The 22233-nt window shown below is 70.6% G+C and carries 22 protein-coding genes; 13 read left to right on the top strand and 9 right to left on the bottom strand.

Going from position 1 to position 22233, the window contains the following annotated elements; all coding sequences use genetic code 11:
• Position 1 precedes the first annotated feature (1 nt).
• Genes QM728_RS07875 through tkt form a run of 4 tightly spaced genes read right to left on the bottom strand, consistent with a single transcriptional unit; the run spans position 2 to position 5678 of the window.
• Positions 2-910 carry a glucose-6-phosphate dehydrogenase assembly protein OpcA gene (locus QM728_RS07875; RefSeq protein WP_415031474.1) on the bottom strand — a complete coding sequence of 303 codons (909 nt, stop codon included), beginning with the start codon at positions 908-910 and terminating at the stop codon, positions 2-4.
• Positions 907-2451, bottom strand: coding sequence for a glucose-6-phosphate dehydrogenase (gene zwf, locus QM728_RS07870; protein WP_415031473.1), 1545 nt, complete (start codon positions 2449-2451; stop codon positions 907-909). The genes QM728_RS07875 and zwf overlap by 4 nt, the downstream gene beginning before the upstream one ends.
• Positions 2452-2456: 5 nt before the next feature.
• The gene (tal, locus tag QM728_RS07865; protein ID WP_415031472.1) at positions 2457-3572 is read right to left on the bottom strand and encodes a transaldolase; all 1116 of its coding nucleotides are present in this window, start codon (positions 3570-3572) and stop codon (positions 2457-2459) included.
• A gap of 18 nt (positions 3573-3590) precedes the next feature.
• Positions 3591-5678 (bottom strand): transketolase, encoded by a 2088-nt coding sequence (tkt, locus tag QM728_RS07860; protein ID WP_415031471.1) that lies wholly within the window; start codon positions 5676-5678, stop codon positions 3591-3593.
• 202 nt (positions 5679-5880) lie between these two features.
• Between tkt and QM728_RS07855 the strand changes: the two genes are divergently transcribed.
• The gene (locus tag QM728_RS07855) at positions 5881-6822 is read left to right on the top strand and encodes a heme o synthase (RefSeq protein ID WP_415032856.1); all 942 of its coding nucleotides are present in this window, start codon (positions 5881-5883) and stop codon (positions 6820-6822) included.
• A 12-nt stretch (positions 6823-6834) separates the two neighbouring features.
• Complete coding sequence (locus tag QM728_RS07850; protein ID WP_415031470.1) at positions 6835-7386, top strand: hypothetical protein; 552 nt, start codon at positions 6835-6837, stop codon at positions 7384-7386.
• Positions 7387-7427: 41 nt separating this feature from the next.
• On the opposite strand, the gene QM728_RS07845 is transcribed toward QM728_RS07850, so the two are convergent.
• Positions 7428-8393: a quinone oxidoreductase family protein gene (locus QM728_RS07845; protein WP_415031469.1), complete on the bottom strand. Its 966-nt coding sequence runs from the start codon at positions 8391-8393 to the stop codon at positions 7428-7430.
• 43 nt (positions 8394-8436) lie between these two features.
• On the opposite strand from QM728_RS07845, the gene QM728_RS07840 reads away from it, so the two are divergent.
• Together QM728_RS07840 and QM728_RS07835 are read left to right on the top strand one after the other, a co-directional pair.
• Positions 8437-8811: a hypothetical protein gene (locus QM728_RS07840; protein WP_415031468.1), complete on the top strand. Its 375-nt coding sequence runs from the start codon at positions 8437-8439 to the stop codon at positions 8809-8811.
• A gap of 73 nt (positions 8812-8884) precedes the next feature.
• On the top strand, positions 8885-9856 hold the full coding sequence (locus QM728_RS07835; protein ID WP_415031467.1) for a COX15/CtaA family protein: 972 nt from the start codon (positions 8885-8887) through the stop codon (positions 9854-9856).
• Position 9857: 1 nt separating this feature from the next.
• Here QM728_RS07835 and QM728_RS07830 read toward each other — a convergent pair whose 3' ends face one another.
• The 3 genes from QM728_RS07830 to mptB are packed head-to-tail and all read right to left on the bottom strand — an operon-like array spanning position 9858 to position 13370.
• Positions 9858-10658, bottom strand: a complete 801-nt coding sequence (locus QM728_RS07830) for an ABC transporter permease (RefSeq protein ID WP_415031466.1) — start codon at positions 10656-10658, stop codon at positions 9858-9860.
• A complete protein-coding gene (locus tag QM728_RS07825; protein WP_415031465.1) occupies positions 10655-11569 on the bottom strand; it encodes an ABC transporter ATP-binding protein in 915 nt (304 codons plus the stop codon). The genes QM728_RS07830 and QM728_RS07825 overlap by 4 nt, the downstream gene beginning before the upstream one ends.
• Before the next feature lie 10 nt (positions 11570-11579).
• A complete protein-coding gene (mptB, locus tag QM728_RS07820; RefSeq protein WP_415031464.1) occupies positions 11580-13370 on the bottom strand; it encodes a polyprenol phosphomannose-dependent alpha 1,6 mannosyltransferase MptB in 1791 nt (596 codons plus the stop codon).
• A gap of 99 nt (positions 13371-13469) precedes the next feature.
• Between mptB and QM728_RS07815 the strand changes: the two genes are divergently transcribed.
• From QM728_RS07815 to QM728_RS07775, 9 genes are read left to right on the top strand one after another with little or no spacing between them, the layout of a single operon-like run.
• Entirely contained in the window at positions 13470-14261 is a 792-nt protein-coding gene (locus tag QM728_RS07815) for a helix-turn-helix transcriptional regulator (RefSeq protein WP_415031463.1), read from the top strand.
• Positions 14258-15700, top strand: a complete 1443-nt coding sequence (sufB, locus tag QM728_RS07810; RefSeq protein ID WP_415031462.1) for a Fe-S cluster assembly protein SufB — start codon at positions 14258-14260, stop codon at positions 15698-15700. Before QM728_RS07815 ends, sufB begins: the two co-directional genes overlap by 4 nt.
• Positions 15700-16866: a Fe-S cluster assembly protein SufD gene (gene sufD / locus QM728_RS07805; RefSeq protein ID WP_415031461.1), complete on the top strand. Its 1167-nt coding sequence runs from the start codon at positions 15700-15702 to the stop codon at positions 16864-16866. Before sufB ends, sufD begins: the two co-directional genes overlap by 1 nt.
• A 34-nt stretch (positions 16867-16900) precedes the next feature.
• A complete protein-coding gene (gene sufC, locus QM728_RS07800) occupies positions 16901-17674 on the top strand; it encodes a Fe-S cluster assembly ATPase SufC (RefSeq protein WP_415031460.1) in 774 nt (257 codons plus the stop codon).
• A 7-nt stretch (positions 17675-17681) separates the two neighbouring features.
• Complete coding sequence (locus QM728_RS07795; RefSeq protein WP_415031459.1) at positions 17682-18968, top strand: cysteine desulfurase; 1287 nt, start codon at positions 17682-17684, stop codon at positions 18966-18968.
• A 1-nt stretch (position 18969) separates the two neighbouring features.
• Positions 18970-19449, top strand: a complete 480-nt coding sequence (sufU, locus tag QM728_RS07790) for a Fe-S cluster assembly sulfur transfer protein SufU (RefSeq protein ID WP_415031458.1) — start codon at positions 18970-18972, stop codon at positions 19447-19449.
• Positions 19446-19802 (top strand): metal-sulfur cluster assembly factor, encoded by a 357-nt coding sequence (locus QM728_RS07785; protein ID WP_415031457.1) that lies wholly within the window; start codon positions 19446-19448, stop codon positions 19800-19802. Before sufU ends, QM728_RS07785 begins: the two co-directional genes overlap by 4 nt.
• 10 nt (positions 19803-19812) lie before the next feature.
• A complete protein-coding gene (locus QM728_RS07780; RefSeq protein WP_415031456.1) occupies positions 19813-20250 on the top strand; it encodes a lipoprotein LpqH in 438 nt (145 codons plus the stop codon).
• Positions 20251-20266: 16 nt separating this feature from the next.
• The gene (locus QM728_RS07775; protein WP_415031455.1) at positions 20267-20908 is read left to right on the top strand and encodes a DUF4126 domain-containing protein; all 642 of its coding nucleotides are present in this window, start codon (positions 20267-20269) and stop codon (positions 20906-20908) included.
• Positions 20909-20918: 10 nt separating this feature from the next.
• Here QM728_RS07775 and QM728_RS07770 read toward each other — a convergent pair whose 3' ends face one another.
• Positions 20919-22178: a polysaccharide pyruvyl transferase family protein gene (locus tag QM728_RS07770; RefSeq protein ID WP_415031454.1), complete on the bottom strand. Its 1260-nt coding sequence runs from the start codon at positions 22176-22178 to the stop codon at positions 20919-20921.
• Positions 22179-22233: the final 55 nt, after the last annotated feature.

Raw genomic sequence — 22233 nt, 5'->3', positions numbered from 1 at the left:
GTCACCTCGTGGTGTGCAGGAGTCGTTTGGTGCCGCGCAGGGCGCGCGCATAGGTCTCGTCCGGGTCGAGGCGCCGCAGCTCCTCGGCGAGGCACTCGCCGGTGGTGCGTTCGCGCCACGGGGTGCGCGCGTCCGGGCGCCCCGGGTCGCGCACCAGGGTGTCCTTGCCGTCGGCGGTCAGCGACAACAGGCCGTCGGCGCAGTCGATCTCCACGCCCAGCTCGCCGGTCAGTCGCTCGGTGGGCACGCGCAGGCACTCGGCGAGCCAGCCGGCGAGGAGGTCGAGGCCGACCGACGGCCCCGGGCCGGAGACGCGGACCTGCGTCGGCTTGCGGGCCGGCGCGCGGTCGAAGGCGGCGGCGAGCAGCGCGCGCCACGGGGTGATCTGCGCCCAGGCGATGTCGGTGTCGCCGGGGGAGTAGCTCGCCAGGCGCTGGGCGAGCACGCCCTGGGCGTCGAACCGGTTGGTGCCGTCGAGGATGCGGCGACCGGCGAGCGCGCCGAGCCGGTCCTTGGCGGGGTTCTTGGGCGCGGTGCCGGGCCACCAGGTGACGACCGGCGTGTCCGGCAGCAGGAAGGGGGTGACGACGGCGTGCGCGTGCGCGCCCAGGTCGCCGAACAGGTGCAGCACGACGACCTCGGACGCGCCGGCGTCACCGCCGACACGGATCTCGGCGTCCAGGCGGGCCTTGCGGCGACGGTCGGCGGCCGCCGCGACGATGACGCGACACGGGTGTTCGCGGCTCGCCTCGTTGGCCGCGGCGATGGCCGCTTCGAGGTCGTCGCCGGGCTCGGTCTTGACGATGAGGGTCAGGACGCGGCCCAGCGTGACGGCACCGCCGCTGTCGCGCATGCGCACCAGCTGCTTGGAGACCTCGGTCGTCGAGGTGTCGTCGAGGTGTTTGATCATGGTCGCCTCCAGCTGCGGCCGGCGCGGGCCATCATCTCGTCGGCGCTCTTGGGCCCCCACGAACCGGACTCGTAGGTCTCGGGCTTGCCGCTGCGGGCCCACTGGTCGAGCACGGGGTCGAGGATCTCCCACGACAGCTCGACCTCGGCGTTGACCGGGAACAGCGACGGTTCGCCGAGCAGGACGTCCAGGATGAGGCGCTCGTAGGCCTCCGGCGAGGATTCGGTGAACGCCTCGCCGTAGCTGAAGTCCATGTTGACGTCGCGGACCTCCATCGAGGAGCCGGGCACCTTGGACCCGAATCGCAGGGTCACGCCCTCGTCGGGCTGCACGCGGATGACGAGGGCGTTCTGGCCGAGCTCGGCGGTCATCGTCGAGTCGAAGGGCAGGTGCGGGGCGCGCTTGAAGACCAGGGCGATCTCGGTGACGCGGCGGCCCAGACGCTTGCCGGTACGCAGGTAGAACGGCACGCCCGCCCAGCGGCGGGTGTCGACCTCGAGGGCGATGGCCGCGTAGGTCTCGGTCGTGGAGTCCTTGGCGAAGCCCTCCTCGTCGAGGAGCCCGCAGACCTTCTCGTTGCCCTGCCAGCCCGGGCCGTATTGGCCGCGCGCCGAGTTTTCCGCCAGGGGGTGGATGTTGCGGGTCGCCGAGAGCACCTTGATCTTCTCGGCCTGCAGTTCGGCGGGAGCGAAGGAGACGGGCTCCTCCATGGCGACCAGGGCGAGGAGCTGCAGCAGGTGGTTCTGGATGACGTCGCGGGCGGCGCCGATGCCGTCGTAGTAGCCGGCGCGCCCGCCCAGGCCGATGTCCTCGGCCATGGTGATCTGCACGTGGTCGATGTAGTGCGCGCTCCAGACCGGGTCGAACAGCTGGTTGGCGAAGCGCAGCGCCAGGATGTTCTGGACCGTCTCCTTACCCAGGTAGTGGTCGATGCGGAACACCGAGTCCTCCGGGAAGACGCTGTTGACGACGGCGTTGAGTTTGCGCGCGCTCTCCAGGTCGTGGCCGAACGGCTTCTCGATGACGACGCGGCGCCAGCGCCCGTCGCGCGGCTTCGCGAGTTCGGAGCGCTTGAGCTGGTCGCAGACGACGGGGAACGACGCGGGCGGGATCGACAGGTAGAACGCGTGGTTCCCATCGGTGCCGCGCACCTCGTCGAGGGCCAGCAGCGTCTGGGAGAGGCGGTCGAAGGCCGCGTCGTCGTCGAAGGAGCCCTCGACGAAGCGGATGCCCTTGGCGAGCTCGCGCCACACCTCCTCGCGGAACGGGGTGCGGGAGTTCTCGCGGACGGCGTCGTGCACGATCTGCGCGAAGTCCTCGTCGGCCCAGTCGCGGCGGGCGAAGCCGACCAGCGCGAAGCCGGTGGGCAGCAGCCCGCGGTTGGCGAGGTCGTAGATCGCCGGCATCAGCTTGCGGCGCGCGAGGTCGCCGGTGACGCCGAAGATCACCATGCTGCAGGGCCCGGCGATCCGCGGCAGGCGCTTGTCGCGCTCGTCGCGCAACGGGTTGCGGTGCCGCCGGGTACCGCGTGCTGTCGCCACCGCGGTCAGGCCTTGGCGCCGAGTTGCTCGGACGTCGCTGCCAAGAGCTCGGTCCAGGCGTCGATGAACTTGGTGACGCCCTCGTCCTCGAGCTGGGCGAACACGTCGTCAAGGTCGACGCCGACGGCGGCTACCTGCTCCATGACCTCCCGTGCGGCGCCCTCCTGGCCGATGATCGACTCCGTGTCGACCCAGCCATGGTCGGCGAAGGCCTCCATGGTGGCGCCGGGCATCGTGTTGACGGTGTCCGGCGCGACGAGCTCGGAGACGTAGAGGGTGTCGGGGTAGTCGGCGTTCTTGGTGCCGGTCGACGCCCACAGGGGGCGCTGGGTGCGGGCGCCCTGGGCGGCCAGATCCGGGAAGCGCACCTCCTTGGTGAACACCTCGAGGTAGCGGGCGTAGGCCAGGCGCGCGTTGGCCAGGGCGGCCTTGCCGCGCAGGGCGAGCGCCTCGTCGGTGCCGATCGCGTCGAGGCGCTTGTCGATCTCGGTGTCGACGCGGGAGACGAAGAAGGACGCGACCGAGTGCAGGTCGGCGATGTCCTTGCCGCCTGCGAGCGCGGCCTCCAGCCCGGCGAGGTAGGCCTCGATGACCTCGGCGTAGCGGTCGACGCTGAAGATCAGCGTGACGTTGACGCTGATCCCCTCGGCGAGCACGCGGGTGATGGCCGGCAGGCCCGCCTTCGTCGCGGGGATCTTGATGAGCAGGTTCGGGCGGTCGACCGTCTGCCACAGCTCGATCGCCTGGGCGACGGTGCCGTCGGTGTCGTGCGCCAGGCGCGGGTCGACCTCGATGGACACGCGGCCGTCGACACCGTCGGACTCGACGAAGACCGGCGTGAAGACGTCGCACGCGTCCCGCACGTCGTCGGTGGTGATGGTGCGGATCGCGGCGTCGACATCGGCGCCGGCGGCGGCGAGGGTGGATACCTGGTCGGCGTAGCTGTCGCCCTTCGACAGGGCCGCTTGGAAGATCGACGGGTTGGTGGTGACGCCGACGACCGAGCGGGTCGCGATCAGTTCGGCGAGGCGACCGCTGCGCAGGAGTTCGCGCGAGAGATCGTCGAGCCAGACGGAGACTCCGGCCTCACTCAGCTGCGCCAGGCGCTCATTGGTGCTCATGGTCCAATCCTCGCTTACCTACTTGGTGTTCGCCACCGACCGCTGTGCGGCCTCGGCGACGGCATCGGCGGTCACGCCGAACTTCTCGTAGAGCACCTCGTAGCCCGCGGAGGCGCCGTAGTGCTCGATGGACACGATCTCGCCGGCGTCGCCGACGAAGCGGTACCACGGCATCGCGATGCCGGCCTCGACGGCGACGCGGGCCTTGACCTGCGGCGGGAGGACCGAGTCGCGGTAGGCCTGCGGCTGCTCGTCGAACCACTCGATGCAGGGCATGGAGACGACGCGGGCGGCGATGCCCTTGGCGGCGAGCTGCTCGCGCGCGGCCACCGCCAGCTGCACCTCGGACCCGGTGCCGATGAGCACGACGTCGGGCTTGCCGCCCTCGGCGTCGACGAGCACATAGCCGCCGGCGGCGACGCCCTCGGCGGACGTGCCCTCGAGGACGGGGACGTTCTGGCGGGTCAGCGCCAGGCCCGCGGGGTTCTTGCGGCGGCCGAGGACGGTCGCCCACGCGTGCGCGGTCTCATTGGCGTCGGCGGGGCGGATTACGTCCAGGTGCGGGATCGCGCGCAGCGCGGCGAGGTGTTCGATCGGCTGGTGCGTCGGGCCGTCCTCGCCGAGGCCGATCGAGTCGTGGGTCCACACGTAGACCGGGTCGATCTCCATCAGGGCCGCGAGGCGGACCGCGCCGCGCATGTAGTCGGCGAACTGCAGAAAGGTACCGCCGTAGGCGCGGGTCGGCCCGTGCAGCACGATGCCGGACAGGATCGCGCCCATCGCGTGCTCGCGGATGCCGAAGTGCAGGGTGCGCCCGTACGGCTCGGCGCTCCACGTCGACGTCGAGATGGACGTCGGGCCGAAGGACTTCGCCCCGGCGATGGTCGTGTTGTTGGAACCGGCGAGGTCGGCCGAACCTCCCCACAGCTCGGGCAGGATCGGGCCGAGGGCGCCGAGGACCTTCCCGGAGGCGCTGCGGGTGGCGACGGACTCGCCGGATTTCCACGTCGGCAGGGCGTCGCGCCAGCCGTCGGGCAGCTCGTGGGCGTGCAGGCGGTCGAACAGCGCCTTGTTGTCCGGGTTGGCCTTCGCCCACTTGTCGAAGGCGGCGTCCCACTCCCGGTGCGCCTTCGCGCCGCGCTCGGTGAGTTTGCGCGTGTGGGCGATGACGTCGTCGGCGACGTTGAAGCTGACGTCGGGGTCGAAGCCGAGGATCTTCTTCGTAGCGGCGATCTCGTCGGCGCCGAGCGCGGCACCGTGCGCGGCACCGGTGTTCATCTTGGTCGGTGCGGGGTAGCCGATCACGGTGCGCACGCAGATGAGCGACGGCCGGTCGGTCACGGCCTGGGCCGCGTCGATGGCGGCCTCGATGCCGATGACGTTCTCGCCGCCGTCGACGGTCTGCACGTGCCAGCCGTACGCGCGGTAGCGCGCCGCGACGTCTTCGGTCAGCGCGATGTCGGTGTCGTCCTCGATGGAGATCTGGTTCTCGTCGTAGAAGACGATGAGGTTGCCGAGCTGCTGGGTGCCGGCGAGCGAGCTGGCCTCGCTGGTGACGCCCTCCTCGATGTCGCCGTCGGAGGCGATCACGTAGATGAAGTGGTCGAAGGGGCTGGCGCCCGGCTTGGCGTCGGGGTCGAAGAGGCCGCGCTCGTAGCGCGACGCCATGCTCATGCCGACGGCCGACGCCAGGCCCTGGCCGAGCGGTCCGGTGGTGATCTCGACGCCCTTGGTGTGGCGGTACTCGGGGTGGCCGGGGGTGAGCGAGCCCCAGGTGCGCAGCGCCTCGAGGTCGCCGAGCTCGAGGCCGAAGCCGCCGAGGTACAGCTGCACGTACTGGGTGAGGCTGCTGTGGCCGCAGGAGAGGATGAAGCGGTCGCGGCCGACCCATTCGGTGTCATTCGGGTCGTGCCGCAGAACCCGCTGGTAGAGCGTGTAGGCCAGGGGAGCCAGGCTCATCGCGGTGCCCGGGTGGCCGCTGCCGCACTTCTGCACGGCGTCGGCGGCGAGCAGGCGGGCCGTGTCGACCGCCTTGGAGTCCACCTCGGTCCAGTCGGAGGGGTGGGCGGGCTTGGTGAGCTGGGCGATCTCGTCGGCGTGGACCACGGTGGCGGCTTCTCCTGAACGGGGCGGGGCGGGGGTGACCCCCAGCCTAGTCATGGGCGATTCCGGTCGGGTGGTCTGCCGGGTCTACACTTCGTAGTAGCGCAGCCCCGAGCGTCTGTTCGCCCGGAGATGAAGTCGATAGCGTCGTCGAATAAGCGGAGTGAGCAAGTTGAGTAGTGAGCGCGCGGGCACCGGCAGCCCGGTGGCCGAACACTCGACCGACGCATCACCCGTATCGGTTCCCCGGCGCGTCCGGAACGTCGTGGGCGCCTACATCGCACTGACCAAGCCGCGCGTCATCGAGCTGCTCCTGGTCGCGACGATCCCGGTCATGCTCCAGGCCGACCGCGGCACCGTGAACATCGGCCTGATCGCCGCGACGCTGATCGGCGGCTGGCTGGGCGCGGCCAGCGCCAACACCCTCAACATGGTGGCCGACGCCGACATCGACCAGAAGATGAAGCGCACCCAGCGCCGTCCGCTGGCCCGGCACGCCGTGACGCCGCGCGCCGCACTCGTGTTCGGCATCCTGCTGGGCGCCGCGTCGTTCGTCGTGCTGTGGCGGTTCGCGAACCTGCTGGCCGCCGTCCTGGTGATGATCACCATCGCGTTCTACGTCGGCGTCTACACCCTGATCCTCAAGCGCCGCACCTCGCAGAATGTCGTCTGGGGCGGCGCGGCCGGCTGTATGCCGACCCTCGTCGGCTGGGCCGCGGTCACCGGGTCGCTGAGCTGGCAGCCGGTCGTCCTATTCCTGGTGATCTTCTTCTGGACTCCGCCGCACACCTGGGCGCTCGCCATGCGCTACAAGGAAGACTACGAGGCGGCCGGCGTGCCGATGCTGCCGGTGGTCGCCACCGAGCAGCAGGTCACGCGGCAGATGGTGTTCTACACCGTCGCCACGGTGCTCACCTCGTTCGTCCTGATCCCGGCCGCGGGACTCGTCTATGCGGCCGTCGCTGTGCTGGTCGGCGCGTGGTTCGCCCAGCGCGTCTGGAAGCTCTACCGCGAAACCCTGGCGGGCAAGGAAGTCGTGCCGCTCAAGGTCTTCCTGCAGTCCAACGAGTACCTCGCCGCCCTGTTCTGCGGCCTCGCGATCGACGCGGTGTTCCACCTGCCGACGATCGCCTCATACGTCGCCTGATCGGTTGTCGGCGTGAGCGACTCGCAGATCGTCGTGGTCGACCTCGATGTGTCCGCCGCCGACGCACCAGCGGTGGCCGAGCGGGTGCGCCAGTGGTTGCTCGATGAGCAAATCATCGTCGACGAGGCGGAATCCGATTGGCGGGACGTCGACCGCGCGGGCCCCGGATGGCGAGCGACGACGGAACCGGGAGTCGGCGGCGCAAGCCCGGACGGAATCGGTGCCACCGTCGGTCCGCATGTGCACCTCCCGGCTGAGAACATCGGGTCGTCGGCCCGGTGCCCGGTGTGTGGTGCGCTCGTCGACTCGGGCGCCTGGGTCGAACTCGCGAGCCCCGTGTTCACCGAGTGGATCGAGGGCAGCGGTGTGGATCGCGTTCCCTGTCCCTCGTGCGGCGCGGGCCATCGGACCCACGGGTGGCTCTGGGACGACGGTGAACCCTGGGCGTTGGGCTTCCTGGGACTGACCTTCTGGAATTGGCCCGAACTGAGTGACGACTTCCTCGCCCGGCTGCGCCACAATCTCGACGGCCATGAGACCTGCGTGATCAACGTGCATCTGTGAGCACTTCCTCCCGCAGGGGGAAATACGAATCCGTGCGGGAATCAGACGATCAGCGCGACCGAGCCGGTGGTCGCGCGCGACTCCAGATCCCGGTGTGCCTGCTCGGCTGCGCGCAACGGGTAGGTCGCGCCGACGCGGATGCGCACGGCTCCGTCGGCGACGGCGGAGACGAACCGGCTGGTGCGCAGCGCGAACTCGGCCGGATCGCTGATGAAGTGGGCGAGCGTCGGGCGGGTCACGCTGAGCGAGCCGGCCGGGTTGAGGCGCTGCAGGTCGAACGGTGGGACCGGACCGCTCGCGGCGCCGAACAGCGCGATCGAGCCGCGGACCCGGGTGGCCGCCAGGCTCGCCTCAAAGGTGTCCTTGCCGACGCCGTCATACGCGACCGCGACACCCTCGCCGTCGGTCAGTGCGCGGACCTGATCGGCCAGATCGGGGCCGTAGCGCAGCACGTGTGCGGCACCGGCCTCCCGCGACAGCGCCGCCTTCTCGTCACTGGAGACGGTGGTGATCACCGTCAGGCCCGCCGCGACGGCCAGTTGCGTCAGGATCAGCCCGACGCCGCCGGCACCCGCGTGGACCAGGACGGTGTCGCCGGGCCGCGGGTGGGCGGCGCCGTCGAGGAGGTAGTCGGCGGTCAGGCCCTGCAGCAGCATCGTCGCGGCGACGTCGTCGGGAATCGAGTCGGGCACCCGAACCGCGCGTGCGGCCTCGACGACGACCCGCTCGGCGTAGGAGGCGGGGGAGTCGCACCAAGCCACGCGGTCGCCCACCGCGAGGCCGTCGACGCCGTCGCCCAGCGCCGTGACCACGCCGGCGCCCTCGGAGCCCGGTATGTACGGCGGTCGACTGGGGTACATGCCGCGGCGCAGGTACGTGTCGATGAAGTTCACCCCGGCCGCGCGCACCTCGACCAACACCTGGCCGGGGCCCGGCTCGGGATCCGGCTCGCCGCGCCACGCCAAGACGTCGGGGCCGCCGTGCGCGGTGACGACGATCGCATGCATGTCCCCGTTCTACACCGCCCGCGGCGGCGGTATCATCGACCCCATGAGCGAAGCCGCTGAGACGACTGTCGAGAACGCCGCCCCGCAAGCGCCGGGTGAAGTGGTGAGTTCGATCCGCCGCTACGTGCAGCGCGAGGGCGGCAGCGCCACCGCGATCCTGCAGCCCATCGGCGATGCCGGTGTGCGCATCACGCTCGTCGGCGGTGACGGCGGGCTGCTCGGCGACCGCGTCGTGCGCGACGAGGCGACGGCCAAGGCGGTCGTCGACTCGGTGGAGGGACTGACGGTCTCCGACGAGTGGACCCGCGAGCTGGTCTCGACGGCTACGGTGCAGCCGTCGCACTGGCGCAAGATGGCCGGTTGGGTCGCCCACCAGCGCCGCTTCCCGAAGGCGCGCAACTCCAAGATCCTCGACTGAGTTGATCCTCGACTGAGTTCGAGCGAGGCCCGTCCGACGACGCGCTACGACGTGCCGTAGTACGAGTCGTAGGATGAGTTCCGTGGCCAATCCGATCGCGCGCACCTGGTACCGGCTCGTCGACCTGCTCCCGTTGCCGACGCTCCGCACCCAGCGCCGGCTCGCCCTCGCCGCGCTGCTCGCGCAGGCGCTGATCGCCGTCACCGGCTCGGTCGTGCGGGTGACCGCGTCCGGCCTGGGATGTCCCACCTGGCCCAAGTGCCACGACGACTCGTTGCTGCCGATCCCGTCGGCCGAGGTGCCGTGGTGGCACCAGGCGATCGAATTCGGCAACCGGCAGATCGCGGTGTGGATCGTCGTGACCACCGCGGCCGCGATCGTGTTGGCGGTGACCCGTGCCCGACGCCGGCGCGAGGTGTTGGTCTATGCGTGGATCCTCCCTGCGTCGACCCTGTTCCAGGGCATCCTGGGCGGTATCACCGTGCTCACGGACCTGCGCTGGTGGATTGTCGGCGCCCACCTGTTGGTGTCGACGGCGATGGTGTGGCTCGCCGCCACCCTGTACGTCAAGGTCGGACAACCCGACGACGGCATCCGCGTCGATGCGGCGCCGCCGCAGGCCCGTCGACTCGCCGCCGCATCGGTCGTGGCGTTGGCGCTGGCCCTTGCGGCCGGTGTGACGGTGACCGGTGCGGGCCCGCACGCCGGTGATCGCACCAACCCGGAGGCGATGGACCGCCTGCACGCGAGCATCCCGGTGCTCACGATCGTCCACGCGTCGTTCGTGCTGCTCTACGTCGCGCTGCTGATCGGGGCGGTGCTGGTGATCCGGCGCGGCGTGGTCGACGTGACGGTGGCCGGGCGGCTGCGGATCGTCCTGATCGTCGCACTGGCGCAATCGCTGATCGGGCTCGTGCAATACCTGACGAACGTGCCGGCGCTGCTGGTCGTCCTGCACGTCGCCGGTGCCTGCTCGGTCGTGGCCGAGACGGCAATCCTGTACCAGGTCATGCGGCCGCGCGTCGCGCGCGCCGTCAGCGCCTGAGTCAGTCGAACTTGAACCACTTCACGGCGGCCGCGGTGCCGACGATCGCCCACAGCGCGAGCACGCCCAGGGAGCCGAGTGCCAATGCGCCGTGACCGGCTTGTGCCAGCGCGTCGGCGAGAGCGCCCGACGGCGTCGCCTTGGCGGCCGTGCGCGCCGCGCCGGGCACCTTCGACTCGAGCACGACGAGGCTCGCGATCGCGGCGAGCACGAACCAGATGAGGTTGGCCAGGGCGAGCACGACCTCCGCCTTGCCGGTACCGCCCAGCGCGAGGCCGAGCGCGGCGAACGCCACCGTGCCGAGTACGACTGCGATGGCGGCGAACCCGAGACCCGAAACGGTCGGCCGCCAACCGATCAGCGCGGCGATGCCGCACAGGATGAGCATTTGCAGCGCGACCACCGCGAGGACGGCGATCGACTTGCCGGCGATGATGCCCCAGCGCGGGATGGGCGTCGCGCCCAGGCGCTTGAGCGCGCCGTACCGGCGGTCGAAGCCGACGGCGATCGCCTGCCCGGTGAACGCGGTGGACATGATCGCGACGGCGAGGATCACCGGCAGGAAGGTCTGGGCGCGGGCCGCCGGGGTCTCGCCGCCGGCGCCCACCGGGAAGAGGCACAGCACGATCAGCAGGGTGATCGGGATGAACATGGTGAGCAGGAGTTGCTCGCCGTTGCGCAGCAGCAGGCGCAGTTCGAGCCCGGATTGGGCGGCGAGCATCGAGCGCAGCGGTGCGGGCTCCGGGTTGGGGGTGAAGGTGCCCGGCGCAAACGTGTGGCCGCTGGTGGTGTCGGCGCTCATTGGCGCACCTCCCGTCCGGTGAGGCTGAGGAACACGTCCTGCAGGCTGACGGTGTCCACCCGCAGTTCGGTGATCAGGGTGTTCCGCTCGGCGCACCAGGCGGTCAGCTCGGCGATGTCGGCGGGGGTGGCCGGGCCGGGCAGCGCATAGTCGCCCGGGGTCGACTCGCTGCCACCGAGCTCCGCCACTGGCAGGCCCGGCGCCGCCCGGAATCGGATGCCGCCGGTGTCGCGGGTGGTCAGCTCGGCCGGCGTGCCCGCGGCGACGACCCGCCCGGCGTCGAGGATCACGATGTCGTCGGCGAGTTGCTCGGCCTCGTCGAGCATGTGGGTGGTCAGCAGGACGCTGACGCCGTCGGCCCGCAGCGCGGTGATGAGGTCCCAGACGAGGATCCGCGCGTGGGCGTCGAGCCCGGCGGTCGGCTCGTCGAGGAAGACGAGCTCGGGGCGTCCGACGATGGCACAGGCCAGTGCCAGGCGCTGCTGCTGACCGCCGGACAGCCGGCGGTACGACGTGCCGGCGACGGGGGTCAGACCGAGGACGTCGAGCAGCCAGTCGGGGTGGAGCGGGTGGGCGCTGTAGCTCGCGCACAACCGCAGCATCTCGGCGGCGCGGGCGCCCGGGTAGGACCCGCCGCCCTGCAGCATGACGCCGATGCGGGCGCGCAGGGCGTCGTTGTCGGTGCGCGGGTCGAGGCCCAGCACCCGGACCTCGCCGGCGTCGGGGGCGGTGAACCCCTCGCAGATCTCGACGGTGGTCGTCTTGCCCGCGCCGTTGGGTCCGAGCAGGGCCAACACGGTGCCGCGGCGCAGCGTCAGGTCGATGCCGTCGACGGCGGTCAGCGACCCGAAGGTCTTCTGCAGACCGCTGATCGAGACGGCGGCGTCGGCGTCGGTGGCGGCGGGGGGCACGGCATCCACCCTAGGGGGAGCGGTGGCGCCGCAATCCCGCGGGCAGCCAGCGGGGCCGGTCCTCGAAGAACAGCGCGGTGAGAACCGCCGCGGTCACGATCGCCGCGAGCAGTCCCTGGGCGACCACGATCCCGGTCGTGTTGGAGCTGGTTGGCATGACGACCGTCGCGATGAACGCGGACGAGGCGATGGCGCCGAGGCGGAACCAGCGGTCCGAGGCCCAGGCGGCCAACGGGATGACGGCCCACAGGAGGTACCAGGCCTGGGTGAAGGGGGAGAACAGCACGATCGTTGCCATGGAGATGCCGAGCGCGCCGATCGGGTGGATGCGGCCGGCCAGCGTCGCCAGCAGCCACCGGACGATGAACACGGCGGCGATGAGCTGGGCCAGCGGTCGCACGATGTTCAGGATTGCCTGGGTGTGATCGCCCAGGCCGAGCCAGATCCCGCCGAAGCCGGCGCCCACCGACAGCGCGGTCGGCATCGACATCCACGACCGAACGATGTCGCCGGTCGACAGCGTGCCGGTCCAGCCGAAGCCGAGCCCGGTGCCGACACAGATCCCGACGATGACGACTCCGGCCACCGCGCCGAGCAGTGCCGCGGAGCGCAACAGCGTGAAGAACGACTCCCGCGAGCGCCCCCACCACTCGCGGAGCGGGGCGTGCCGCAGAGCGGGGAGCGTCGCACCCCATCGACGGGCCAGGGCGACGCCGAGGAAGCCCAGCGCGATGATCGACGTCGCCTTGATCATGGCCGACATCGCGATGATCGCCGCACCGGTCAGCAGCAGCCAGCCCGTCTCCGACGGCAGCCAGCGCGAGCGCGGACTGCTCAACCGGGCGGTCGAGTCGACCGCGGCGAGGCCGAGCTCGAGGCCGACGAGCATCATTCCGAGCATCAGCGACTCGTTGTGGATGCCGCCCACCAGGTGCAGGATCACCAGCGGGTTCATCGCGCCCAACCACAGGGCGGCGATGGGGGAGACGCCGCAGCGCCGGGCCAGCCGGGGCAGGGCCCACACGATCATCGCCACGCCGGACAACGCCAGCAGTCGGTGCAGGAACGTCGCGACGGTGATGTTGTCCCCGGTGATGGCGGTGATGTGCTCGCCCAGCCACAGGAACAACGGCCCGTACGGCGCCGGCGTGTCCTTCCAAATGTTGGGCACCGAACCCGCGAGCTCGTAGAGCGGCGTGTCCGGCGGCAGCCCGCGCAGCGGACTCACCGTGTAGGGATCCATGCCGAGATAGGCGATCGCGCTCTGCGCGAGGTACGAGTACACGTCCTTGCTGAGCAGCGGGGGCGCGAAGATGATCGGCGTGATCCACAGCAGCAGCGTGTGATCGGCCTGGCGGCGCGTCATGCGCCGCGCGGGCGGCTTGCCGTGGAACACCTCCACCGACAACCGCCCGACGGCGAAGCGGCCGATCAGCAGCCACGCCACCACGAGGATCAGCGTTCCGGCGATGGACAGGGTGAGTGCGGTGGCGTACATCCGCGACGGCAACGACAGGACGCGCACGCCGGCGACGGGATTCTGGCTCACCGGCAGCTTGTCCCCGGTGCCCAGGGAGCCGATCAGCAACAGGATCGAGCCCATCGCCCCGAAGATCTTGATCCGGTTCAGCCGCTTGTTCTCGGCCGGGCGCAGCGGTCCGACTTCAGGCTCGTCGGCGTGCAGCGCCGCGACCGCGACACCGTAGTCGCCGGGTTCGTCGGCCGACTGATTCGGCGGCTCGGGCTCGGCGGCGGCACGGTGCGGCGTCAGTCCGAGGTAGTCGAGCAAGCGGGAGGACACGGCACAACTCTAGTCGGCGCGATCGGCGAGCCCGGCCGGTAAGGCGACCCTTGCTTGTGAGCCGGAAAGAAATTACGTCACACTGGTGTTGTGAAAAGCATGACCACGCCACGACGCGCCGGTGCCGCCGGCGCCGCAGTTGACGGCGGGCAGGCCCATACCGGCCCCGCCGTCGACGGTCAGACGCGTCAGCTGGTGGTCGAACTGCTGGGCGAGGACGGTCCGCTGACCGCGGGCGATATCGCCGAGCGACTCGGCATCAGTCCGGCCGGCGTCCGGCGCCACCTCGATGCGCTGCTCGACGGCGGCGAGGTCGAGACCGCCCAGACCGACCAGGGCTTCGGCGGCGGCCAGCGCGGCCGCGGCCGTCCGGCCCGGTGGTTCCAGCTCACGGCCGTCGGCCGGGGCAAGCTCCGCCACGCCTACGACGACCTGGCCAGCGCGGCGCTGCGCGCCCTGCGCGCGGCCGGCGGCGAGGAGGCCGTCACCGCCTTCGCCCACGACCGCATCGCCCGGGTCACCGCAGACGTCGCGCCCGCGGCGTCGGTCGACGACGTGCCCGCCACGATCGACGCGATCGCCCAGGCGCTCACTGGCGCCGGATACGCGGCGAACACCCGCGAGGTCGGCGCCGGCATGCAGATCTGCCAGCACCACTGCCCGGTCGCGCACGTCGCGGCCGAGTTCCCCGAGCTCTGCGAGGCCGAGACGCAGCGCTTCACCGAACTGCTCGGCACCCACGTCCAGCGCCTGGCGACCATCGCCAACGGCGACTGCGCCTGCACGACCCACATCCCGCTGCCGTTGCCCGTCCCGACGGTGCAGACAGCCCAGGCAGCATCCACCGAAGGCGCCCAGCCCGCGCCGCAGCAGAAGGAAGGCTCCCGATGACGCTCACCGAGCCGACACCGCCCGCCGCCCCGTTGACCCAGGACGAGACCATTGCGTCGCTGGGCACCTACGGGTACGGCTGGGCCGACTCCGACGAGGCCGGTGCCTCGGCCAAGCGCGGTCTGTCCGACGCCGTCGTCGCCGACATCTCGGCGAAGAAGAACGAGCCGGAGTGGATGCTCGAGCAGCGCCTGAAGGCCCTGCGCATCTTCGACCGCAAGCCGATGCCGCATTGGGGCGCCGACCTCGACGAGATCGACTTCGACAACATCAAGTACTTCGTCCGGTCCACCGAGAAGCAGGCCGAGTCCTGGGAGGACCTGCCCGAGGACATCAAGAACACCTACGACAAGCTCGGCATCCCGGAGGCGGAGAAGCAGCGCCTCGTCGCCGGCGTCGCCGCCCAGTACGAGTCCGAGGTCGTCTACCACCAGATCCGCGAGGACCTGGAGGAGAAGGGTGTCATCTTCCTGGACACCGACTCGGGCCTGCGCGAGCACCCGGAGCTCTTCCAGGAGTACTTCGGCTCGGTCATCCCGGCCGGCGACAACAAGTTCTCCGCGCTGAACACCGCCGTGTGGTCGGGCGGATCGTTCATCTACGTCCCCAAGGGCGTGCACGTCGACATCCCGCTGCAGGCGTACTTCCGCATCAACACCGAGAACATGGGCCAGTTCGAGCGGACGCTGATCATCGTCGACGAGGACGCCTACGTCCACTACGTCGAGGGCTGCACCGCGCCGATCTACAAGTCGGACTCGCTGCACTCGGCGGTCGTCGAGATCATCGTCAAGAAGGGCGGCCGCTGCCGCTACACGACCATCCAGAACTGGTCGAACAACGTCTACAACCTGGTCACCAAGCGGGCCAAGGCCGAGGCCGGCGCCACCATGGAGTGGGTCGACGGCAACATCGGCTCCAAGGTCACCATGAAGTACCCGGCCGTCTGGCTCACCGGTGAGCACGCCAAGGGCGAGGTCCTCTCGGTCGCCTTCGCCGGGGCCGGCCAGCACCAGGACACCGGATCGAAGATGGTCCACCTGGCGCCCAACACGTCGAGCAACATCGTCTCCAAGTCGGTGGCGCGCGGCGGCGGGCGCTCGTCCTACCGCGGCCTGATCAAGATCAACCCGGGTGCCCACGGCAGCCGGTCGACGGTGAAGTGTGACGCCCTGCTGGTCGACCAGATCAGCCGCAGCGACACCTACCCGTACGTCGACATCCGCGAGGACGACGTGACGATGGGCCACGAGGCCACCGTCTCCAAGGTCTCCGACGACCAGCTGTTCTACCTGATGTGCCGCGGTCTGACCGAGGACGAGGCGATGGCGATGGTCGTGCGCGGCTTCGTCGAGCCGATCGCCAAGGAGCTCCCGATGGAGTACGCCCTGGAGCTGAACCGGCTGATCGAGCTGCAGATGGAAGGGGCCGTCGGCTGATGGCGGACACGACTGCGGCACCCGGCATCGTCACCAACAAGGGCGAGCTGTTCACCTCCTACGACGTCGACGCCTTCGAGGTCCCCAACCAGCGCGAGGAGGCGTGGCGGTTCACCCCGTTCCGCCGCCTGCGCGGATTGCCCGACGGCACCGCGCAGCGCACGGCAGCGGCCGGTTTCGCGGCCACCCAGGCCGACGGCGTCACCGTCGAGACCGTGGGCCGCGACGACGCGCGCCTCGGCAAGGGCGGCGCGCCCTTCGACCGGATCGCGGCGCAGGCCTGGTCTTCGTTCGCCGACGCCCACATCGTCACGATCGCGAAGGAAGCGCAGGTCGCCGAGCCCATCGTGCTGACCGTCGACGGTCCCGGCACGGGCGAGACCGCCTTCGAGCACCTGCAGATCCACGCCGAGCCGTTCAGCAAGGCGACGGTCGTGCTCGACCAGCGCGGCAGCGGCACGATCGCGGAGAACGTCGAGTTCGTCGTCGACGACAGCGCCCACCTGACCGTCGTGAACATCCATGACTGGGCAGACGACGCCGTGCACGTCACCGCCCACCACGTCGCCACCGGGCGGGACGCCGTGCTGCGGCACTTCGCCGTCACCCTCGGCGGCGAGACCGTGCGCCTGTCGCCGCGCGTCCAGTACTCCGCACCCGGCGGCGACGTCGAGATGTGGGGCCTGTACTTCGCCGACGCCGGCCAGCACCTCGAGCAGCGCCTGCTCGTCGACCACGCCCAGCCCAACTGCCGCTCCCGGGTCACCTACAAGGGCGCGCTGCAGGGCGACGCCGCCAAGGGCCACGGCCACGAGGCCCACACGGTGTGGATCGGCGACGTGCTGATCCGCCCGGAGGCCGAGGGCACCGACACCTACGAGCTCAATCGCAACCTGGTCCTCACCGACGGCGCCCGCGCCGACTCGGTGCCGAACCTGGAAATCGAGACCGGCGAGATCGTCGGCGCCGGCCACGCCAGCGCCACCGGCCGCTTCGACGACGAGCAATTGTTCTACCTGATGGCCCGCGGCATCCCCGAGGACGCGGCGCGGCGCCTGGTCGTGCGCGGCTTCTTCGGCGAGGTCATCGCCAAGATCCCGGTGCCCGCCATCCGCGAGCGGCTCGAAGCCGCCATCGAAGCCGAACTCGAAACCGCCGGCGTCTGACGCCCGCGCTCCCAGCCCGAGAAAGAAGAAGCGAATGACCACCCTGGAAATCCGCGACCTGCACGCACGCGTCGCCACCACCGATCCCGACGCCGAGCCGATCGAGATCCTCAAGGGCGTCAACCTGACCGTGAAGTCGGGCGAGACGCACGCCATCATGGGCCCCAACGGCTCGGGCAAGTCGACGCTGTCCTACGCGATCGCCGGCCACCCCAAGTACGAGGTCACCAGCGGCACCGTCACCCTCGACGGCGAGGACGTCCTGGCGATGAGCGTCGACGAGCGCGCCCGCGCGGGCATCTTCCTGGCGATGCAGTACCCGGTCGAGGTCCCCGGCGTCTCCATGTCGAACTTCCTGCGCACCGCGGCCACCGCCGTGCGCGGCGAGGCCCCCAAGCTGCGCCACTGGGTCAAGGAGACCAAGGAGGCCATGAAGGACCTGGAGATCGATCCGGCCTTCGCCGAGCGCAGCGTCAACGAGGGCTTCTCCGGCGGTGAGAAGAAGCGCCACGAGATCCTGCAGCTCGACCTGCTCAAGCCGAAGATCGCCGTCCTCGACGAGACCGACTCGGGCCTGGACGTCGACGCCCTGCGCATCGTCTCCGAGGGCGTCAACCGCTACAAGGAGCGCGAGCACGGCGGCGTTCTGCTGATCACGCACTACACGCGGATCCTGAACTACATCAAGCCTGACTTCGTGCACGTCTTCGTCGACGGCCGCATCGTCGAGTCCGGCGGCCCCGAGCTGGCCGACCAGCTGGAGAAGGGCGGCTACGCCGGGTTCACCGGCGCCGCCGCGGGCAAGTAGGGGCGCGGTGAGCATCGCCGAGGGCCGCACCACGACGCCGAGTGGACTCGACGTCGTGACGGTTCGCGCGGATTTCCCGATCCTCGCCCGCCGGGTGCGCGACGGCAAGCCGCTCGCGTACCTGGACTCCGGTGCCACCTCCCAGCGCCCGCTGCAGGTGCTCGACGCCGAGCGCGACTTCCTGCTGAACCACAACGCGGCGGTCCACCGCGGGGCGCACCAGCTGGCCGAGGAGGCCACCGACGCCTACGAGCACGCGCGCGAGACCATCGCCGCCTTCGTCGGCGCCCGCACCGACGAGGTGGTGTTCACCAAGAACGCCACCGAGGCGCTCAACCTCGTCGCGTACACGCTGTCGGACGACCGGTCCGGCGACATGCTCGGCGGCAAGCCGCTCGGTCCCGGCGACACCGTCGTGGTCACCGAACTCGAGCACCACGCGAACCTCGTGCCGTGGCAGGAGGCGTGCCGGCGCACCGGCGCCACACTGCGCTGGTACGGCGTCACCGACGACGGCCGCATCGACCTGGACTCGCTGACCCTGGACGAGACGGTCAAGATCGTCGCCTTCACCCACCAGTCGAACGTCACCGGCGCCGTCGCCGACGTCGAGGAACTCGTCCGCCGGGCCCACGAGGTCGGCGCGCTGGTCGTGCTCGACGCCTGCCAGTCCGTGCCGCACATGGCCGTCGACTTCCACGCACTCGACGTCGACTTCGCGGCGTTCTCCGGCCACAAGATGTTCGGCCCGTCCGGCGTCGGCGTGCTCTACGGCAAGGCGAAGCTGCTCGAGCAGCTGCCGCCGTTCCTCACCGGCGGCTCGATGATCGAGACCGTCACGATGGAGGTCTCGACGTACGCGCCGCCGCCGCAGCGTTTCGAGGCGGGCGTGCCGATGACGTCGCAGGCCGTCGGCCTGGGCGCCGCGGTCGACTACCTGAACCGCCTCGGCATGGACAACGTCGCCGCCCACGAGCACGAGCTGACCGGTGCCGCGCTCGAGCAGCTCGGCGCGATCGACGGACTGCGCATCATCGGTCCCGCCGAGAACGTGAACCGCGGCGGCGCGGTGTCCTTCGTCGTCGACGGGGTGCACGCCCACGACCTGGGGCAGATCCTCGACGACGAGGGCGTCGCCATCCGCGTCGGCCACCACTGCGCGTGGCCGCTGCACCGTCGCCTGGGCATCGCCGCCTCGGCGCGCGCCTCCTTCGCCGCGTACAACACCGTCGACGAGGTGAACCGCCTCGCCGGCGCCATCGTCAAGGCGCAAGAGTTCTTCGGGGGCCGCTGACATGCGGATGGAGCAGATGTACCAGGACGTCATCCTGGACCACTACAAGCACCCGCACGGGCGCGGCCTGCGCGACCCGTACGACGCCGAGGTGCACCACGTGAACCCCACGTGCGGCGACGAGGTCACCCTGCGCGTCGAGCTGTCGGCCGACGGCGACGAGGTCGCCGACATCTCCTACGACGGCCAGGGCTGCTCGATCTCGCAGGCGTCGACGTCGGTCCTTTACGACCAGGTCGTGGGCCAGCCGGTCGACGAGGCACTGAAGATCCTCGACTCGTTCAACGCGATGATGACGTCGCGCGGCACCGACGAGGGCGACGACGAGATCATCGGCGACGGCATCGCCTTCGCCGGCGTGAGCAAGTACCCGGCGCGCGTGAAGTGCGCGTTGCTCGGGTGGATGGCGTTCAAGGACGCACTGAGCCGGGCTGTCGACGACGCGCCCGAGCAGAAGGTTCGAGAAGGGGAGCTGACATGACCGACGCGACGCCGAAGCAGGAGGAGCCGACGACTTCGCTCCCGCAGCTCGACGATGTCGAAGAGGCGATGCGCGACGTCGTCGACCCCGAACTCGGGATCAACGTCGTCGACCTGGGCCTGGTCTACGGCCTGGACGTCACCGACGAGGCCGTCGCCAAGCTCGACATGACCCTGACCTCGGCCGCCTGTCCGCTGCAGGACGTCATCGAAGACCAGACGAAGGCGGCGCTCGTCGCCAGCGGTCTGTGCACCGATGTCGAGATCAACTGGGTGTGGCTGCCGCCGTGGGGCCCGGAGAAGATCACCGACGATGGTCGGGAGCAACTTCGAGCCCTCGGGTTCACCGTCTAGTCTGGCGGCCATGCGCAGAGTTCAGATCACCGCCCTCCTGCTGGGGGCGCTCGCCCTCGTGGCCGCGTGCGGCTCGGGGGAGAAGAAGCCGGTCATCGGCGGCGAGGGGACCGTTATCGTCGACGGCAAGCCGCTCGACCTGCCCAAGGACCGCGTCAGCTGCGAGACCAGTGACGGCCAGGTGTCCATCTCGATCGGCGCCGAGAAGGACACGGCCGGTGCGGGTGTGGTCGTGACCGACGGTCCCAAGCCGGAGCTGCTGACCGTCGGCTTCAGCGGCGTGGGCGGCATGACCATCGGGTACGCCAAGGACGTCGGGAACGGCAGCGGCACCGTGGTGAAGACCGGGAATCGCTACACGATCACCGGCGAGGCCACCGCGATCAACATGGCCCATCCGGAGCAGGCGGGTCGCAAGCGCTTCGAGATCACCGCTCGGTGCCCGTAGGGAACGGGGCACGACGATGATCGAACTGCTCACCGGCTCCGGCCTGGCGATGTCCGCGGGGCTGAACGCCTACATCCCGCTGCTGATCCTCGGCCTCGCCGGCCGCTTCCTCGACTTCGTCCACCTGCCGCACGCCGCGCAGTGGCTCACCAACGGGTGGGTGTTGCTCATCCTCGGCGGACTGCTTTTGGTGGAGGTTGTGGCCGACAAGGTGCCCGTCGTCGACACGGTCAACGACGCCATCCAGACCTTCGTGCGCCCGGCGTCCGGCGGCATCGCCTTCGGCACCGGCGCCGCGTCGCAGACCGCTGTCGTCAGCGATCCCGGCCAGTTCTTCACCAAGGAGGGCTGGGTCACCGTCATCCTGGGCATCCTCACCGCGCTGACCGTGCACGGCGGCAAGGCCGCTATCCGGCCCGCCGCCGACGCGAGTAGTGCGGGATTCGCCGCGCCCGTGCTCAGCACGGTTGAGGACATCGGCAGTGTGGCCATGTCGATCGCCGCACTGCTCGCGCCGATCCTCATCGTGATCGCGCTGCTGATCCTCGTCCTCGGCATGTACTACGGGTGGCGCGGCTATCGCGGCATCAAGGACCGGCGCGACCGCCTCCGACAACGGTGGGGCAGCAAGCCCGCCGACGATCCGCCGCCGCCCTAGCGGTCAGCCCTCAGTCGTAGATGCGCTCGGCCAATGAGCGTTTTGCCGCGACATTCGCCTCTTTCGCGGTCTCCGGGAAACCGCCAGCGGTCGGTCGGTCGGGCACCTGCGCGTCGGCCACGACCGTCCACCGCGACCCGGCGTCGACGAGGGACTGGTGCTTGGTCGCGTAGTAGTCGGGTTTGGCGACGATCGCAGCGCCGCTGTCGCCGGCGGCCGCCGCGATCAGGTGCGGGTGGAACCGCGTGGTGAGCCACGTCTGACCGCGCCCGATCGGCAGGCCGTCGCGCCACGCCGACAGGAACGGGATCACCCGGGCGCCGGCGAGTCGGTCGCCGAGCTTCTCGACGACCGTGTAGTCGCGGCCGGGCATCGCCTCGACGACCGTCACCTTCGCGGCGGGCACCTTCCAATGCTCCAGAGTCGTCGCGGCGAAGTCGGCGAGGGCGTCGATCCCCGTGGCGCCCTCGAAGGCGAAGTCGTCGACGAGGTCGGACTGGATGCAGAGCACGACGCCGTCGTCGGGCAGCGACGGCCCGCCGCGGCGCTTGCGCACCTGATCGACGACGCGGTCGCCGAAGCTGCGCCCCGGCAGGTCGAGCCAGACGTCGTCGCCGGTCTGGGTCACGCCGGGAAGGTCGTCGGCGATCGCGGCGCGCGACGCCGAGTCGCGCACGTCGAAGACGCTGAATCCGCGGGCGGCCTCGATCAGGGCGCCGCGCTCGTCGTCGGCCAGCAACGGCAGCAGGCCCTGACCGGTGGCGAAGACGCCGGCGCTGCTCTTCCCGCCGGCCGCGGACATCGCGGCGACGATCCCGACGTGGTGCGGCCACTGGCGGTTCACGTAGCCGCCGCCGAGCAGGTGCAGCGAGGACGCCTTCAGCAACAGATCGACACCCTCGCCGAGCGCGGGCGCGACACCCAGGTTCGACGCGGCCTCGGCGACCCACTCCCACGGGCGCCGCGGATCGACGGCGGCGTCCTCGCCCTCGCCGGCCGCGACCGATCGGGCATGTTCGGCCAGGCGCCACAGGGTGTCGGTGAAGACCGCACGGGGATGGACGCCGCGCAGGAGCAGTGCGGCCTGACCGGGTGTGTGGCAGTCGAGGACGACCGTGGCCCGCGGCCGCACCCGGCGCAGGTGGGCGAGCCAGATCCGCGCGATCAGCTCGTCGCCGTAGTTCGGGTAGCCCGACGGCGCGACGAGGTAGACGATCTCCTCGCGGCGGACGGCGCGGGCGATGCGGGTGGTAACGCGCGGAGCGGTCATAGGTGTGCATGCTACCGACGCGCCGGCGCGGCTAGGCTGGCCGCAACGGCCGCAG

This window comes from Gordonia sp. (in: high G+C Gram-positive bacteria), assembly GCF_047602025.1.
In the GTDB taxonomy this organism is placed as follows: domain Bacteria; phylum Actinomycetota; class Actinomycetes; order Mycobacteriales; family Mycobacteriaceae; genus Gordonia.
The sequence above is the reverse complement of the archived record's forward strand: the minus strand, read 5'-3'. Positions and strand labels throughout refer to the sequence as shown.